The 15,340-nt window shown below is 41.8% G+C and carries 14 protein-coding genes and 1 tRNA gene; 11 read left to right on the plus strand and 4 right to left on the minus strand.

All coding sequences use genetic code 11. The features are described from left to right. The first annotated feature begins 140 nt into the window (after positions 1-140). The 4 genes from MUY27_RS05225 (at position 141) to MUY27_RS05240 (ending at position 2,808) form a co-directional block, all read left to right on the plus strand. Positions 141-247: transfer RNA gene (locus tag MUY27_RS05225), tRNA-OTHER, on the plus strand. A 112-nt stretch (positions 248-359) separates the two neighbouring features. Beyond that, positions 360-689 (plus strand): hypothetical protein, encoded by a 330-nt coding sequence (locus tag MUY27_RS05230; protein ID WP_245128933.1) that lies wholly within the window; start codon positions 360-362, stop codon positions 687-689. Between the two features lie 55 nt (positions 690-744). Continuing rightward, positions 745-945 (plus strand): hypothetical protein, encoded by a 201-nt coding sequence (locus tag MUY27_RS05235; protein WP_245128934.1) that lies wholly within the window; start codon positions 745-747, stop codon positions 943-945. A 225-nt stretch (positions 946-1,170) separates the two neighbouring features. Beyond that, positions 1,171-2,808, plus strand: coding sequence for a rhomboid family intramembrane serine protease (locus tag MUY27_RS05240; RefSeq protein WP_245128935.1), 1,638 nt, complete (start codon positions 1,171-1,173; stop codon positions 2,806-2,808). A 452-nt stretch (positions 2,809-3,260) separates the two neighbouring features. Here MUY27_RS05240 and MUY27_RS05245 read toward each other — a convergent pair whose 3' ends face one another. The 4 genes from MUY27_RS05245 to MUY27_RS05260 form a co-directional block, all read right to left on the minus strand. Further along, positions 3,261-4,664: a S41 family peptidase gene (locus MUY27_RS05245; protein ID WP_245128936.1), complete on the minus strand. Its 1,404-nt coding sequence runs from the start codon at positions 4,662-4,664 to the stop codon at positions 3,261-3,263. A 66-nt stretch (positions 4,665-4,730) separates the two neighbouring features. Next, entirely contained in the window at positions 4,731-5,537 is an 807-nt protein-coding gene (locus tag MUY27_RS05250) for a helix-turn-helix domain-containing protein (RefSeq protein WP_245128937.1), read from the minus strand. A gap of 341 nt (positions 5,538-5,878) precedes the next feature. Continuing rightward, complete coding sequence (locus MUY27_RS05255; protein ID WP_245128938.1) at positions 5,879-7,210, minus strand: SGNH/GDSL hydrolase family protein; 1,332 nt, start codon at positions 7,208-7,210, stop codon at positions 5,879-5,881. A 20-nt stretch (positions 7,211-7,230) separates the two neighbouring features. Beyond that, positions 7,231-8,451, minus strand: a complete 1,221-nt coding sequence (locus MUY27_RS05260; RefSeq protein WP_245128939.1) for an OmpP1/FadL family transporter — start codon at positions 8,449-8,451, stop codon at positions 7,231-7,233. Positions 8,452-8,729: 278 nt separating this feature from the next. On the opposite strand from MUY27_RS05260, the gene MUY27_RS05265 reads away from it, so the two are divergent. The 7 genes from MUY27_RS05265 to MUY27_RS05295 all read left to right on the plus strand — a co-directional run bounded on the left by MUY27_RS05265 (position 8,730) and on the right by MUY27_RS05295 (position 15,326). Continuing rightward, positions 8,730-9,617 (plus strand): helix-turn-helix domain-containing protein, encoded by an 888-nt coding sequence (locus MUY27_RS05265; protein WP_245128940.1) that lies wholly within the window; start codon positions 8,730-8,732, stop codon positions 9,615-9,617. A 137-nt stretch (positions 9,618-9,754) separates the two neighbouring features. Continuing rightward, a complete protein-coding gene (locus tag MUY27_RS05270; protein ID WP_245128941.1) occupies positions 9,755-10,498 on the plus strand; it encodes an electron transfer flavoprotein subunit beta/FixA family protein in 744 nt (247 codons plus the stop codon). 23 nt (positions 10,499-10,521) lie between these two features. Continuing rightward, positions 10,522-11,499: an electron transfer flavoprotein subunit alpha/FixB family protein gene (locus tag MUY27_RS05275; RefSeq protein ID WP_245128942.1), complete on the plus strand. Its 978-nt coding sequence runs from the start codon at positions 10,522-10,524 to the stop codon at positions 11,497-11,499. Between the two features lie 3 nt (positions 11,500-11,502). After that, positions 11,503-11,949: an acyl-CoA thioesterase gene (locus MUY27_RS05280; RefSeq protein WP_245128943.1), complete on the plus strand. Its 447-nt coding sequence runs from the start codon at positions 11,503-11,505 to the stop codon at positions 11,947-11,949. A 22-nt stretch (positions 11,950-11,971) separates the two neighbouring features. Further along, a complete protein-coding gene (locus MUY27_RS05285; protein WP_245128944.1) occupies positions 11,972-12,238 on the plus strand; it encodes an acyl-CoA-binding protein in 267 nt (88 codons plus the stop codon). A gap of 241 nt (positions 12,239-12,479) precedes the next feature. Beyond that, positions 12,480-12,932 (plus strand): DUF2147 domain-containing protein, encoded by a 453-nt coding sequence (locus MUY27_RS05290; protein WP_338042648.1) that lies wholly within the window; start codon positions 12,480-12,482, stop codon positions 12,930-12,932. Positions 12,933-12,947: 15 nt separating this feature from the next. Continuing rightward, the gene (locus MUY27_RS05295) at positions 12,948-15,326 is read left to right on the plus strand and encodes a 3-hydroxyacyl-CoA dehydrogenase/enoyl-CoA hydratase family protein (RefSeq protein ID WP_245128945.1); all 2,379 of its coding nucleotides are present in this window, start codon (positions 12,948-12,950) and stop codon (positions 15,324-15,326) included. Positions 15,327-15,340: the final 14 nt, after the last annotated feature.

Raw genomic sequence — 15,340 nt, forward strand, 5'->3', positions numbered from 1 at the left:
TTCAAACATTCGCCGAACGTATTTTAAAGGATAATCCCGATAAAGTATACTTTAACCTATGCCCGGTATGTAAAAAGTTAGCCCGAACGCCGGAAGCAAAACAATGTAGGTTTTGTGGGTATGATTGGCATTAAATGCTGATAATTTAGGGTTTAGAGTCCCTTCTTCCGCACTGGTACCTGGTATATACCTACCATCTACCTATATCACTAAAGTGGTACGAGTTCGAATCTCGTTCTGGGCACCATGCTCGATTAAGCAAGAGCCTACATAAGTAGGCTACAACTTAAGTGCTTGTGGTAATGGTATTTGTGCGGGAGAAATATTTTGAAGTATTTTTATGCAAGCTATGTTTAAAAATGCTTGCACATATCATTCAACATAAGGGCAAAGGCGGATGGGTAATAGGTATGCCTTTAATAATCGGCTTTGTATTATTTGTGCTGACTGATGCATTATCAATTAACGACAAGTATAACGGCGCCGTTACTTTTTTGCTGTCAGGCGTTTCATTATTTGTAATGGATAACAAACGTGTAAAAGTATACGAGGGGGCAATAGTTCAACGGGTTGTCTATTTACCAAGAATAAAACGACAACATACCTTTATGTGGGTAGAACTGAGATATTGTGCGATTCTAATTACGTTAGTTGGTTGCGTGTGGTTGATTAATCTGCTATCGGCTTAATATGGCAATAGTAGCACATATGTAACGCTTGCGCCAGTGACGGACAATAATTAATATGGGAAACAAAACGACAGGTAGTTTTGAAAGGATAAAAAATCTGAAGGAACAATTTCAGCATTTATCATCCGAAAAGTTAGCTAAAAGACTACTTAATTTTCGTGAGAGTAATGATATCTCAATTGCTTATAAACAAATATTAAAAGAGCGTGGAATCGATGATTATTTAATTTATTTAGATTCACTTGAGAATAATTGAAAAAGGAATAGGCTGAAATAAACGCGAAACGGCTTACTGATGGCAAATCAAGTCCATCTTCAATAGACATTAGCTACAAGGTCGTAATAGCAGCGGGCACGTAAGCTCGTGCCAACATTGGAATTACACGGCATTTGAAATTATTGAAAGCAATCTACTAGCTTGCTCCCTGTATTTATAAATTGATGCTTTCATTTCGATATACAAACCTTTATTACAACAACAATGCCCCAACTACTCGCTAAATTAAAGCTCATTTATTTACCCTTCTTGCTTGTCGGAATAGGCTTTATCGGCGGCTATTCCTTTTTGATGTGGTTAATTGTTTACCGATTCGAAATATTGTCTTTAAATGAAGAGTTAATCAAATTCTGGCTACCATTTTGTCTGCCTGCCATACCAGTGTTTATTTGGGTTAGACCTAAAATTAAACTACTTGTATTAAGGGACAAAAAGGGGAACCTTCCTTTTTTATATTTTTTTGCTGCTTCTTTGGCTATTTCTGCTCCTACCATAATCGCGCAAGAGTATCTGCTTACAGCGACAGGCGAACTGACCACCATAAATAGTATTGACGAAATAACCCGACAGCCCTTTACAAAATATTACGTTATCAGAAATCATTATATTGATAAGCAACATGCCACTGTACACCGGCGAACAGAAGTAAGCGGAAAAAACAATGAGCATTTAACATTTCATCTGTATGTAGCTTGCCCTATTATAAACAACATACCTACAGCAAAAGCTGAAACCCTGACGAGGTTTAAAACACCCGTTGCATGGCTGGGGACAGAATACATGAAAGGTATTAGTAATAACAGTAGTGATGCGGAAAAGGAAGCTGCTTTTAAAGAATTAGGTGTGGAAACGTATAATGATCTGCAAAAGAAGAACCTTGATCAATTTATTTATTTAGACCGCATTGGAAATAATGATCGCCGGAAACGTTATGAGGCGGCCATTAAAACTTCAATTGGAAATAACACTTCCAACATAATAATTTTAGAGGCCAAAACCGAACCATTCGCAGCAAGAAACGGATGTAAACTGGGTTGGATATTCAAATCATTTGCTATTGGAGCAGGTATTTGGCTACTGATGTTAATCTTTCCAAAGTTTAATACAGCACAACTTAAAAAGCTTCCGGAATATAGTCCTAAAAATCAATTCTTTGCGTTCAGTAACTTTCTCTTCTCAATAAAAATCGATAAAAATATTCCTTTGTTCGTCGTCATTATTGCTTTAAACATTCTGGTTTTTGTCCTTATGGTTTTTGCCGGGTTAGGCTTTATCTCATTTGATGGGCAAGACCTATACGCCTGGGGCGCTAATTATCGCCCCGCCGTGGTTAAAGGACAATGGTGGAGGCTATTAACAAGTATTTTTTTACATGGAGGATTAATGCATCTCTTATTTAATATGTACGGCCTTCTTTTCGTTTCCGCTTTTCTTGAGCCTGTTTTAGGTAAAGCCAAATTTATAATTGCTTATATTTTGTGTGGTTTATTGGCAAGCCTGGCAAGTATATGGTGGCATCGGGCAACATTAAGTGTCGGTGCATCCGGAGCTATCTTTGGATTATTCGGTTTAATGACCGCACTATTAACCACCAATAAAGTTGACGCGCGTTCCAAAAAGGCGCTATTGATTAACAATGCGGTTTTTATCGGCATAAACCTTATTATCGGATTAGCCGGGGGTATTGATAACGCCGCGCATATCGGCGGCTTATTGACAGGGGTTATTATCGGTTATATAATGTATTTCTTTATTGAGGCTCCTAAACCCAAAAGGCGCTATAGGAAACGATCCAAAAGTATTGATGAAGAAGAAAAACTGGTAGAAAAGCAGCCCGAATAATAGTATGATTAACGAAAAGGAAGTAATCCGTTTAAGTAAGTAAGTTGTTAAGCATGGTTTTACGGCATCAACCAGAAGCTATCGGTATCCAATGGATGATCAGGTATTGCCGGAAAAAGAAATACCTATAAGGGTAACTTACCGTAATACAGCTACTTTATATTACCGGGTTATTAAAACAGGTGAAACTGACTTACCGGCGGGCGCCAAAGTGCGTGCAACAGCGCAACTATTAAACCAACCGCCCGCAATAAACGGATTTTCTTCTGCGCAGCTTCCGCATAAAAACCACACATTAAAATCTCTCGTACCCCAGCAACCGCATATCAAACGTCCAACAGAAATATGTACTATTTCGTGCAACTCGTGCATTAAAAAAGTTAATGCAAAAGATCAGTACGTATTTATATGTTAATGTTAAATTCATTACTTAGGTATTGGTCTTACCGCATTTAGTTTTCTAAGTAATCTACCGCAAAGGCAATCCAGTCCTCTATGGATTTGTCCATATATACATCGGGCTGTATGCCAATGTTATCGATAGGGTAATCCGGTAAGCGCAACGCCCTGTATGTGGGTAAAAACACCTGATAGCCGGAACACTTTAAATTTACTAAATAGGCATTTCCATAGTCAAGGGCACCGTAGCTTGGCTTGCCGAAAATCTTAACTTTCTTGCTTTGCTTTGCGATGAATAAAAAATACTCGGCAGAGCTTCCCGTCATGCCATTCGCAAGAATAATTATATGTCGTGGGCTTTTAGGCGATACTGCTATCTGCTCAATCGCTACCTCGGGATGTTGCGAGCCACTAAAATTTACAAATTTCCCGAGATTATTTTCCAGCCGCTTTATATGATCATCAGTGTCTGTAGCTGAAGTATCCTTATCCAGTGTCTTTTTATAAGCTTTCAAGTTATCAATATAGGTTTGTGTAGCCAGGAATTCGGTTCCAGTATTTCTGATCGCTTTTCCGGAAATATATGGGAGTAATTTCTGGTAGGCATCAGTAGTCCCACCACCATTCCCCCTAAGGTCGATGATCAGGTTTTCACTTTCCAGCAAATCTTTATTATTACTGATTAAACTATCTATAGTGCGCATGTATTTATAATCGAAACTGGGCAGTTTTATAATCGCTGTCCTTGAAGAAAGCCGCTTAATATAAAAGCCATTCAACTCTCCTAATTTCTGTGATAGCTCACCTTCGCTAAGGGTTGGCTTCGGTAAATACTTTACAAATTGAACGCTTACATCCTCTAATTGTAATATGCTGTTGTCTATAACTCTAAACGTTCCGGTTTTTGTAGTACCGTCCAGCAAGGCATATTCAAACTCATTGTCATTATACAGTTTGAATTTAATTTCCTTTGGTTTCCATTCTTTATATGCTGACTCAATTATAAATCCAGTATACTCGTTTGTATTTGATTTTTTTAGTCCGATCGTATAGGTTTCATTTTTCCATATCCCCTCCAATTTATCTTTACCTGATAATATTTTATTTTTAAAATCCGGGATATGAATGTTAATAGATTCTTTACCCTTGCCACTGGTAGCGCCAGAGAAGGGCGCCCCGTTACTACCCACCCACAAGTGCGGATCTTTAAAATAATCAGTGTATGCTTTTAATAAAGCAGGGCACTGCGCAGATGTCGCATCTTTTGATGATTGCGCTAATTTTTCTTTGAAGTTGCTGTAAGCAAGCCCGTCTTTTGTCTTAAAAGCAAAGCCCGGATATTCTGTTTCTATTTTGTTTACCAGTTCGGTAAATGCCTGATCACAGTTACAGCTCGCCGTTTGTCCATACATCTGACCAGAAAAGGCCATCATTAAAAAGAACACTATTTTTCGCATAGAAGGATATTATATGCAACAAAAGTACAGGTACGGCAGGGCGTAAAATTGTAAGAATGTAAACTGCTATATAAATAGCCAGATATTGTCTTTGCGCGTATCTACCTTATCAAAAAACAAATGGGGATTGATGTTTGCAAACGTCCGGAAATCCTTTATAAAATGTGATTGGTCATAGTACGACTGGTCGTAGGTCAACTGGGTTAACGTTTTTGATTCATGCTGTTTGCTTATAGCACTTCTAAACCTATGTATTTTACGATACTCACTGGGTGACTTACCAACATTGTTTTTAAACAGCTTATGCAAATACTGACGTGACAGATTATGTTTCCTGGCCACATCATCAATCTTTTGGTCAGACTCAATATCGACCAGCACACTTTCCAATAAAGATAATGGCTGAGGTATTAATTTTGACAGCCAGTACTCTTCTAACTGCTCAATTTGTTCGTTTCTGTCGTTGAGCAAAAATATTTCTGCCATTTTATCGATAAAATCAGGGAAGGGCATAAAATCGGTAGCCGCCTTAGTCATTAACAAGGACTGTGCATTTTCGATAAAATGATGAATGCCCAAGGGCTTAAAATAAAAAGTAATTTCATTTACAGGATTTATATAGCACACTTCTATTGGCTTAATATAACTGGCAACATAGTCTGCTACAATGTTTTTATCGGAGCTATGCTTTACTATAATCCTGTTATTTTCAATACTAACATCAGCGTTTTCATTTACCGAAATGATAAAAAAATTATTTGGGAACGTCCAGTAATGAAGCAAATCAGAATTTTTATTTTCAGAGATAAAATAATATCCCTCAATATATTTCTTAAGGCCTTTATGTTTTGTTTTATAAAATTCCAGATTCATTAGCGTATAGCTTATATTGGCTTATAGCGTTCAAATTTCGAGATCGAGTTCGATTGGCGAAGTTAATTTGTGAAATTTTATTGATAACGATATCGAAGTTATTTTTAGTAAAGCAAACTCCAAAATTTACAACAAAGATAAAAAGCCTTAAAGAATGTACTCTTCAAGGCTTTTTTAATTCTATTTCGCTCCGATAACCCGGATGGTACGAAGGGTGGTAAATGATGTATCCCATATCCTGTAATTCCTTAAAATGGAACCAATGGGCACGGCTGCTTTAACATGGTATTATTTTGCAGAGCCTTCTAAGCTAGATTATTGAGAGGGAAAATTGCATACTATTATGGGAACTTAACTCCGTTATAAGCGCCTACGCTTACCTGTGGAATATTGGCATTATACTGCGTATTAATGGCTTTGATAAACTGGTTGGCTACTACGGCATAGCCCCTTGGCGTTAAATGCACTCCATCTAAAGAGAACAAACCGCCGCTGATATAAGCAGAGTTGAGACTTACACCATCTACCAATAAACCATGCGCCTTAACATCATTCAGGAAAGTGTACATATCTGCTACTGCTATATTCTTTGATGCGGCCACCGTCTTAATGGTATTATTATATGCGGTTACATAATCTTTTACAATACTTACCTCATTTGCGTCTAACACATACTGGTTTTCAATTGGAGTAAGCGGTGTTAAACCATAAGGCAGGTTACCCGCAGATGCTACCGGCTGGCCAATTTTAGAAGTTGGGAAAGTGAGCGTAATCAGGTCGCTTGCAGTAGCTGGTCTTGCTGCATAAGTGGTACTGGTAACATCAGTATTGCTTTTGGCATTTACATAGATAGCCTGCACACTTGCATTGGCTTTTTGCACACCTGCCAGTATCAATGCCGGTGTTACCGTATTAAAATAAGGAATAGCGGTTACATCTGGTATGGTAGCGCAAACACCTTTTGCACCGGTCTTAGTCAATGTATTAATCAGTTCTGTATATAGCGCATTAAAAACAGCTTTGTCTGTTAAAACATCTCCTGCGCCGCCGCTGGTGGCATAACCAAGTGCATCATTATTTCCCAGCCAGTTAGAGAAAAAAGTAAAAGGCTTGGCGCTGATAAAGTCCAGATAGGTAGTTGTATGAGTTCCTTCGGCACCCGGGAGCAGCCGTTCAAAAAAGCCGTTGAGGTTGCCATACTGCGGTACTTTAATATGTAGCAGTTTTATACCCGGCACCCCATAATTATCAATATCGCCGGTATATTTCGTATAGGTGGTAACATTACCGAAATTTGGAATGTTGGTGACGCCGGTTATAGCCAGGTTGGTAGTTACGCTTGCAGTCACCGGGCTGCCATTGCTATCAAAACCTGTTAACTTCAGATAGCCCGAGCCATTGGCCTGACTTTGAGAAAACAAAGGCTGATTAAATGTTTGAGCCCCTCCTGCTGTTATCATCTGCTTTGCAATAATAGAAGGATAAGAATTTTGCTGCCCTTCCAGGTACAATCCGCCGTCTGCATAGCCGGCGGTTAAAGAGTTGCCGACAGCAATATAGCGGGAGAAATCAGCCGAGCCCTGCTGCGGCGCAGGTGTATGAATTTCAGGCTTACAAGCCGAAAAAACGGCTGTCAGCAGCAATAAGTAGAAGTATAGTTTGAGATTTTTCATTTGATCGGGCATTTAATAATTTACCAATGATATGTAAGTGCTACACCAGGAATATATACCTGCGTATTGAAAGTACCTGAAAGGTTTGATTCTATGTTGGTTTGATTTCGTGACAACACTTTTTCAAACTCAAAGCTGGCGTCAATATCAAAGTGGCGCGAAAGCTTGTAGCCGGCCCCGGCAGTAAAATAATAACGATTTGCATCGGGCGCCTCCGGCGTTACATATCCATCCCTTACAGAAGTTAAGGCATATCCGCCACCCACGCGCAAAGCCAGTTTATCGGTTGTTTTATATTGCCCGCCAACCCTGAAGCTCGCAGCATCTTTATAATTACGCGGAGAATAAGTATCCTGTAAAGTCGACGTGTTTTTAGCATAATCAAATGCAAGTACTTTGTAAACACTCCAGTGTACATAATTTACATCAAGTGCAAGGGTAAGCTTATTGGTTGGATAAATGCCGAACCCGACAGAAGTTGTTGATGGCAAAGGAATACTTGCCGTAAAGGTATTTGGCTGAGGAAAATTAGCTTGTAAGGAAGCAGGCACTGTAAAAAAAGCATCGCCACCATCAATGGTGGTTTTAACCTTTGATCGGTACGAAACCCCGGCCGTAAAGCCTGTTGCCTTAAAAAACACACCGGCATTCCAACCGTATCCATTTCCACCACCCTTTAACTGTGCCTGTCCGTCTTGTCCGTCCGCCCCGGAAACAGGAATGGCCCTGGTCAGATCAACACTGCCATGGTTGTAAACAAAACCGCCGCCGATACTTACCCAGTTTGCCAGTCTGATACTAATTGTCGGCTGCACATAAATGGCTTTCAGGTTTAAACTTTCCAGTACATATTTTCCTGACCAGCTGTTTCCCCAATCGGTTAATCCACCAAAGGGCGTGTAAACACCCAGGCCAAATTTCCAGAAACCGTTCTTAGGCCCCCATACTGCATATGCGTTAAAAGGAGTCGCTACTTTGTTGGCATTATGATAGACCGTATTGGAACCCGATGGGTTAAAGGCCGATTTAAAAAACAATGGACTTATCCCTGCCTGAATAGAATTTTCGGGCAGCATGGCCACAGCGCCGGGATTAAAGAAAATAGAGGCGCCGTCTTGTACCAACCCGGTTCCGGTATGCCCCATCCCGATCTGTTTCTGACCGCCAAGGTTCACCTGGAAACCTTGCGCAAAGGCAATAGCAGGCACTAATGCCAGCAGCAATAATAGTAGTCTTCTCATAACAGTAAAATAGGCTAATAAGTAGTATACGGGTTTATAATTGGATTTTTAGCATACCGATAAGATAAAATTACGCAGGATAACAATTTAAAAAAGGGCTGGAATGCGGATAGATTAGTCAAAAAGTCGGAAAAACAGACGCAATGAGCTCCTCGAAGCCATCACTGGCAGATATACCCATTTATCATTTAAATAACCTTATTTTTAACGTATGTTAGGGGCAAAATATATAGCAGATACGTTAAACCTTAAAACGGCAATTGTCAGTAACCCTAACAATGAGCAAAAAAATAGCCCAACTTACCTTCCCGAAATTTGTAGATCTATATGCTAAAAACTCTATCGGAACCGACTTTTTCATCACCGAGGAGCGCCAACTATTAGCTTTAAGCGAATATCCTTACCGATCTGAAGGTTATATAATAGGTATTTGTACACGTGGCACTGCATTGGTAGAGGTAAATCTTCAGACCTATGATGCCAAACCGGATGCAATGCTTTTGGCTACGCCCTTCCACGTGTTACGCATCTATAACAGCAGCCCCGATTTTTTATGCCGCTTTATTGTGTTTTCAAAGGCTTTTTTAAGAGAGAATAACGTTAGTAGCCATCTGCCGGAGTCGCTGAGCTTTTTTAAAACCACCGCTACCCCGGTCATCTACCCCGCTAACGAGCCTGCTCAAATGCTGTTAAACATATTTTCCTTTATACAGCAAAAGTTACAGGAACAGGGCAACCACTACCGGACAGAAATTTGCAGAAGTATTTTAACAGCCATGCTTTACGAAGTAGCCTCTATTTATGAGGATCAGCACATTATCATCAAAAACAAGCAATCCCGGAAACAGGAATTGAATATGCAGTTTCAAAACCTGGTCTTCCAGCATTATAAAGAGCACCGTAACGTGCAGTATTACGCTGATGAGCTATGCGTATCGCCCAAACATTTAACGGAAACCATTAAGGAAGTAACCGGGAAAACCGCCGGAGAATGGATTGATGATGCGGTAGTTCTGGAAGCTAAGGTATTACTGCGCAATCATGAAATCAGTATTGCACAGGTGGCTGATGAGGTACATTTCCCGGATCAGTCTTCTTTTGGCAAATATTTCAAAAAACATACGGGACACTCCCCTACTGAATTTCGCGACAAAGTTACCGGCTAATTTGACCGGGCAGTTTCTCCGAATTTTTGACCAATCTATCCGCATTTCAGCCCTTTCCGAAGGGCTTCTTAATCCTATACCTTTACTTTCATATAAAGTAGCCTGAACCAATGGCTCTTTTCCAATTATAAATAGCTATGAAAGTACTGGTTTGTATTAGTCAGGTTCCTGACACGGTAACTAAAATCACTTTAAAAGACAATAATACTGCTGTAGATGAAAACGGCGTTACTTTTATTATTAACCCCTACGACGAATGGTATGCGCTGGTACGCGCACTGGAGCTTAAAGAAGCGGGTATTGCAGAAGCAGTGCATCTGATCACTGTAGGGAAGGTAAATACAGAACCAACCATCAGAAGGGCGCTGGCCGTGGGCGGGGATGAAGCAGTCCGGATTGATGCCGACAGCAACGATCCTTATGTAATTGCTAACTATATTGCGGAGTATGCAAAGGCTGCTGGTTACGACCTTATTCTATGCGGCAAAGAATCCATCGATTATCATAGCGGTGCCGTAGGACCAATGCTGGCAGAACTGCTCGACGCGGATTATATCGGTTTTGCTACCAGCATTGCACTGGAGGGTGGTATAGCAACTGTAAAGCGCGAGATAGAAGGAGGTGAAGAAACAGACAGTTGTGCTTTGCCTGTGGTCATATCCTGCCAGAAAGGCGTTGCAGAAGCACGGATTCCGAACATGCGGGGAATCATGTCTGCCCGTAGTAAAGCACTAAAAATTATCACCCCTACTCCGGTACCTGAACTAATTGCAATCGATCACTATGAAATGCCGCCTCAAAAAGCCGGCGTAAAATTAATTGCACCAGACCAGATGGATGAATTGGTGAACCTGCTTCATCAGGAAGCTAAAGTGATTTAGTATAACCCTTAATTAGTTAAAAAATGTCAGTAATTGTATTAATAGAGCATAGCTCGGGCAACATAAAAAAGAAAAGCTTTGAAGCCGTACAGTATGCTTCAGAAATAGCGCAACGATTAGGTACTTCGGCTACGGCAGTTGTAGCAGGTAGCGTAGCAGATTCGGAAATGCAGAAACTGGGCGAATATGGCGCCAAAAAAGTACTCCATGTACCAGATGAGCGATTGAACAACCTGCATACACGTGCCTACTGCCGATTATTGATTACCGCAGCCAGGCAGGAAAATAGCGAGGTAATTGTCACGCTGCACGATGTAAACGGCAGGGCAATCGCCCCACGCGTGGCCGTGGCGCTAAAGGCAGGTTTGGTAAGTGGCGCCCTGTCCTACCCCGATCTCGATCAAGGTTTCATGATTAAAAAATCCGTCTTTTCGGGTAAAGCCTTTGCTTTTGTAAAAGTAACCACAGCTATCAAGGTGATCATGCTGGTACCCAATACCTTTCAGCTAAGTAAAACAACGGGCAGTGTGATCATAGAAAAACTGTCAGTACCTTTTGAGGATAAAGATTTTGCGATAAAAGTTACCGAAGTTAACAAGGTGACTGGCCAGATACCGTTGGCTGACGCTGAATTAGTAGTATCGGGCGGCCGGGGATTAAAAGGACCTGAAAACTGGGGGCTGATTGAAAACCTGGCAAAAGAGCTGGGTGCGGCTACCGCTTGCTCCCGCCCCGTGGCCGATGCGCATTGGCGGCCACATCATGAACATGTGGGCCAAACGGGCGGAACAATCAGGCCCAACCTATATATAGCTGCGGGCATTTCGGGTGCGATTCAGCATCTGGCAGGCGTAAGTGGCTCAAAAACTATTGTTGTGATCAATAAAGATCCTGAAGCCCCCTTTTTCAAAGCAGCAAATTATGGTGTAGTGGGTGATGTAATGGAAGTATTGCCACGGCTAACAGAAGCAGTAAGAAAATTCAAAGAAAATCATCAGTAAGATATGGAGGTATTTTTTGAAGGGCAGGTACTTTGGTCGCAAATAGATGCTAATCAGCACATGCGCCATTCTGCCTATGCCGATCTGGGCGCACAGGCGCGATTAAACATGCTTGAAAAAGCAGGCTTAAATCCGTCTGTCCTTCTAAAAGCTAAAACTGGCCCGGTGTTATTTAAAGAGGAACTTTTTTATTTACGGGAGGTGAGCGTTAATGACAATATTAAGGTAGCCTGCGAAGTTTTTAAATCAAGGGCTGATGGATCCAGATGGTCTATACGCCATGAAATATACAGAGGCGACGGTATTAAAGCAGCCATTATTGTCGCAGAGGGTGCGTGGATTGACATGGAGAAGCGCAAGCTGACGGTGCTACACGCCGATCTGAATAAACTGTTTGCACACTGCCCGAAGAGTGACGACTATATTGAAGAGATTCCAAAAACTAACTAACTGATTTATAAAATACCTGAATATGGATTTAAAAGAAAGCTTTGACAAAGCCGTAAAAGAAAGCAAAGAGCTGACTTCCAGGCCAGACAATGAAACCTTATTAAAATTATATAGCCTGTATAAACAAGCAACCGAGGGCGACATGGATCCTAATACGCCCGCTCCCGGAATGTTTGATTTTGTGGCAAAAGCGAAATATGATGCCTGGCAGAAACTCAGGGGAACTTCGGCTGAAAGTGCTATGACTGACTATATAGCCACTGTACAAAAACTGCAGGCGGGAAAGTAAACCCCGCTTGCCAACTATTGCGGTTAAATACCGAACTTTTGACAAATCATTCCGCCATTTAGACCTTTATGCACAAGTTTTTACAAAGATATTTGTAGAAGTTAAACCAATTATAAAAGCCATCGCAATAAGGCTTTAACCAAATTATTAAAAAAATCTGACAGCCGTTATTTACTGCCGGGTTATGGTGGTGCTTATTGCTTTTTGCAAATGCCAGATTGTTTAAACCCTAAATGAATGTATGATGACATTCTCTAAAAAGCCATATATAACATTGCTATTGGTGCTGCCACTGGTGCTGTCAACTTTCGCGGGCCGCGCACAAACAGATAAAGTAGAAGGCTTATGGTTCAATGATATTAAAACTGCCAAAATTTTAATATCAAAAGACGCCAACGGCAAATTCTATGGAAAAATAGTGTGGCTTAAAGAACCGCTAAAAGATGGAAAGCCAAAAGTTGACGATAAAAATCCTGATGAGCAGCTCCGCACAAGGCCTGTAATAGGTTTGCAGATACTATCTGATTTCGTTAAAGACGGCGATAACAAATACGTTGACGGTACTATCTATGATCCTAAGAACGGGAAGACCTATAGCTGTAAAATGACTTACAAAGGAAAAACGCTCGACATCCGTGGCTATATCGGCATTTCTTTACTTGGCCGCACCACTGTTTGGGAAAGAACAAATTAATCCGACTAATTGACTATGAGTTCAAAACGAATTATAAAAAAAGTTGCTGTATTAGGCTCCGGAGTAATGGGCAGCAGAATTGCCTGTCATTTCGCCAACATTGGCGTGCAGGTGCTTTTGCTTGATGTAGTGGGCAAGGATGCTGGCAGCGACGCTAAATCCAGAAATAAATTGGTAAATGATGCCCTGGATGCGGCTTTAAAATCTAACCCCTCTCCGATCTACCTTAAATCATTTGCAAAACGGATCACTACCGGAAACTTTGAGGACGACATGCCTAAAATAACCGATTGTGACTGGGTTATTGAGGTGGTTGTTGAACGGTTAGACATTAAGCAGAAAGTATTTGAGCAAGTAGAGAAATATCGTAAACCAGGCACCCTTATTTCGTCCAATACTTCCGGGATCCCTATCCATTTAATGACAGAGGGACGCACGGAGGATTTCCGAAAGCACTTTTGCGGAACCCACTTTTTCAACCCGCCACGTTATCTTAAGCTCCTGGAAATCATTCCAACGGCTGATACCTTAACGGAAGTTACGGCATTCCTGCTCGAATACGGTGAAAAGTTTTTAGGCAAAACCGTAGTGCAGGCAAAAGATACACCTGCTTTTATCGGTAATAGGATCGGTGTATTCAGCATCATGAGCATCCTGCATTATGTAGACAAAACCGGCATGACGGTTGAAGAAGTTGACAAGCTTACCGGCCCTGTAATTGGTCACCCAAAATCGGCAACCTTTCGCACAAGTGATGTAGTGGGGTTAGATACCATGGTGCATGTCGCAAACGGACTTGCAGCAAACGTACCTGACGACGAGGCCCGCCATTTATTCCAGATCCCGGCCTTCGTCAGTAAAATGGCAGAAAATAACTGGCTTGGCAGCAAAAGCGGCCAAGGGTTTTATAAAAAAGAAAAGGTAGCGGGCGCTAACCAATTCTACGCGCTTAACCTGAAAACACTGGAATACCAGCCTTCGCAAAAAGTAAAATTCCCTTCACTGGAAACCACCCGTTCTATTGATAATTTAAAAGAACGCATGAAGGTGTTATTTGCGGCGCCAGATAAAGCCGGAGAATTTTATCGTGCGGTTTTTTATGAGCTTTTTGCCTACTCCAGCAACCGCATACCAGAAATAGCAGACGAGCTTTATAAAATTGACGCAGCTATGAACGCCGGCTTTGGCTGGGAGCTCGGTCCGTTTGAAAAGTGGGATGCTTTAGGAGTTGAGAAAACCTTAAAGGCAATGGAAGCGGCAGGGCACAAACCCGCTCAATGGGTTTATGAGATGTTGCAGTCTGGTGCCGATAGTTTTTATAAGGTTCAGGATGGCAAACGTTACTACTATGATATCGTTTCCAAATCTTATCTGCTTATTCCTGGCACCGAAGAGTTTATAACGCTTGATAACATCCGCGGCAGCAAAACTATCTGGAAAAACAGCGGCACTACCATCACCGATATTGGCGACGGCATCATCAACCTGGAGTTTCATACCAAAATGAACACCATAGGTGGTGAAGTAATTGAGGGTATTAACAAAGCCATAACCCTTGCAGAGCAGAGTTACCGGGGGCTGGTAATTTCTAACGAGGGAACCAATTTTAGTGCGGGCGCCAATGTCGGCATGATCTTCATGATGGCAGTAGAGCAGGAGTTTGATGAATTGGCCATGGTTGTAAAAGCGTTCCAGAACACCATGATGCGTATCAGGTATTCTTCTATACCTGTCGTGGCCGCTCCTCACCAGATGGCGTTAGGCGGTGGCTGCGAGTTGTGTATGCATGCAGACAAGGTGGTGGCCCACGCCGAACTTTATATGGGATTGGTAGAGTTTGGCGTCGGCTTGATCCCTGGCGGCGGCGGTACAAAAGAGTTTACCCTCCGGCTTTCTGACGAACTGCAGGAAGGCGATATCGAACTAAATAACTTCCGCGACAGGTTTCTCACTATCGGCCAAGCTAAGGTTTCCACTTCGGCCTATGAAGCTTTTGAACTGGGCTATCTGAAAAAAGGCCGCGACGTGGTGATCCTTTCCCGCAGCCGCCTGCTGGCTGAAGCAAAAAGACATTGCTTGCTGCTGGCAGAAGAGGGCTATGTGCAACCAGCGCCCCGGAAAGACATCAGGGTGCTGGGGAAACAGGCTCTGGGACTGGGCTATGTGGGCGCCAACAGTATGTATACTGGCAATTACATCAGCGAGCATGATGTAAAGATCTCGCAAAAACTGGCCTATGTAATGGTAGGCGGAGACCTGTCCCAACCTACCGTGGTAAGCGAGGATTACCTGCTTACGCTCGAAAGGGAAGCATTTGTATCCTTATGTACAGAAAGAAAAACGCTTGAGCGGATCCAATCAATTCTAACAGGCGGAAAAGTATTAAGAAACTGACAACTACCAATTAA

Source organism: Mucilaginibacter straminoryzae (assembly GCF_022953055.1).
Taxonomy (GTDB): Bacteria; Bacteroidota; Bacteroidia; order Sphingobacteriales; family Sphingobacteriaceae; genus Mucilaginibacter; species Mucilaginibacter straminoryzae.

Coding starts and splice junctions, on each gene's coding strand:
- MUY27_RS05230 (WP_245128933.1), top strand. CDS start 360: ATGCTTGCACATATCATTCAACATAAGGGCAAAGGCGGATGGGTAATA.
- MUY27_RS05235 (WP_245128934.1), top strand. CDS start 745: ATGGGAAACAAAACGACAGGTAGTTTTGAAAGGATAAAAAATCTGAAG.
- MUY27_RS05240 (WP_245128935.1), top strand. CDS start 1,171: ATGCCCCAACTACTCGCTAAATTAAAGCTCATTTATTTACCCTTCTTG.
- MUY27_RS05245 (WP_245128936.1), bottom strand. CDS start 4,664: ATGCGAAAAATAGTGTTCTTTTTAATGATGGCCTTTTCTGGTCAGATG.
- MUY27_RS05250 (WP_245128937.1), bottom strand. CDS start 5,537: ATGAATCTGGAATTTTATAAAACAAAACATAAAGGCCTTAAGAAATAT.
- MUY27_RS05255 (WP_245128938.1), bottom strand. CDS start 7,210: ATGAAAAATCTCAAACTATACTTCTACTTATTGCTGCTGACAGCCGTT.
- MUY27_RS05260 (WP_245128939.1), bottom strand. CDS start 8,451: ATGAGAAGACTACTATTATTGCTGCTGGCATTAGTGCCTGCTATTGCC.
- MUY27_RS05265 (WP_245128940.1), top strand. CDS start 8,730: ATGAGCAAAAAAATAGCCCAACTTACCTTCCCGAAATTTGTAGATCTA.
- MUY27_RS05270 (WP_245128941.1), top strand. CDS start 9,755: ATGAAAGTACTGGTTTGTATTAGTCAGGTTCCTGACACGGTAACTAAA.
- MUY27_RS05275 (WP_245128942.1), top strand. CDS start 10,522: ATGTCAGTAATTGTATTAATAGAGCATAGCTCGGGCAACATAAAAAAG.
- MUY27_RS05280 (WP_245128943.1), top strand. CDS start 11,503: ATGGAGGTATTTTTTGAAGGGCAGGTACTTTGGTCGCAAATAGATGCT.
- MUY27_RS05285 (WP_245128944.1), top strand. CDS start 11,972: ATGGATTTAAAAGAAAGCTTTGACAAAGCCGTAAAAGAAAGCAAAGAG.
- MUY27_RS05290 (WP_338042648.1), top strand. CDS start 12,480: ATGATGACATTCTCTAAAAAGCCATATATAACATTGCTATTGGTGCTG.
- MUY27_RS05295 (WP_245128945.1), top strand. CDS start 12,948: ATGAGTTCAAAACGAATTATAAAAAAAGTTGCTGTATTAGGCTCCGGA.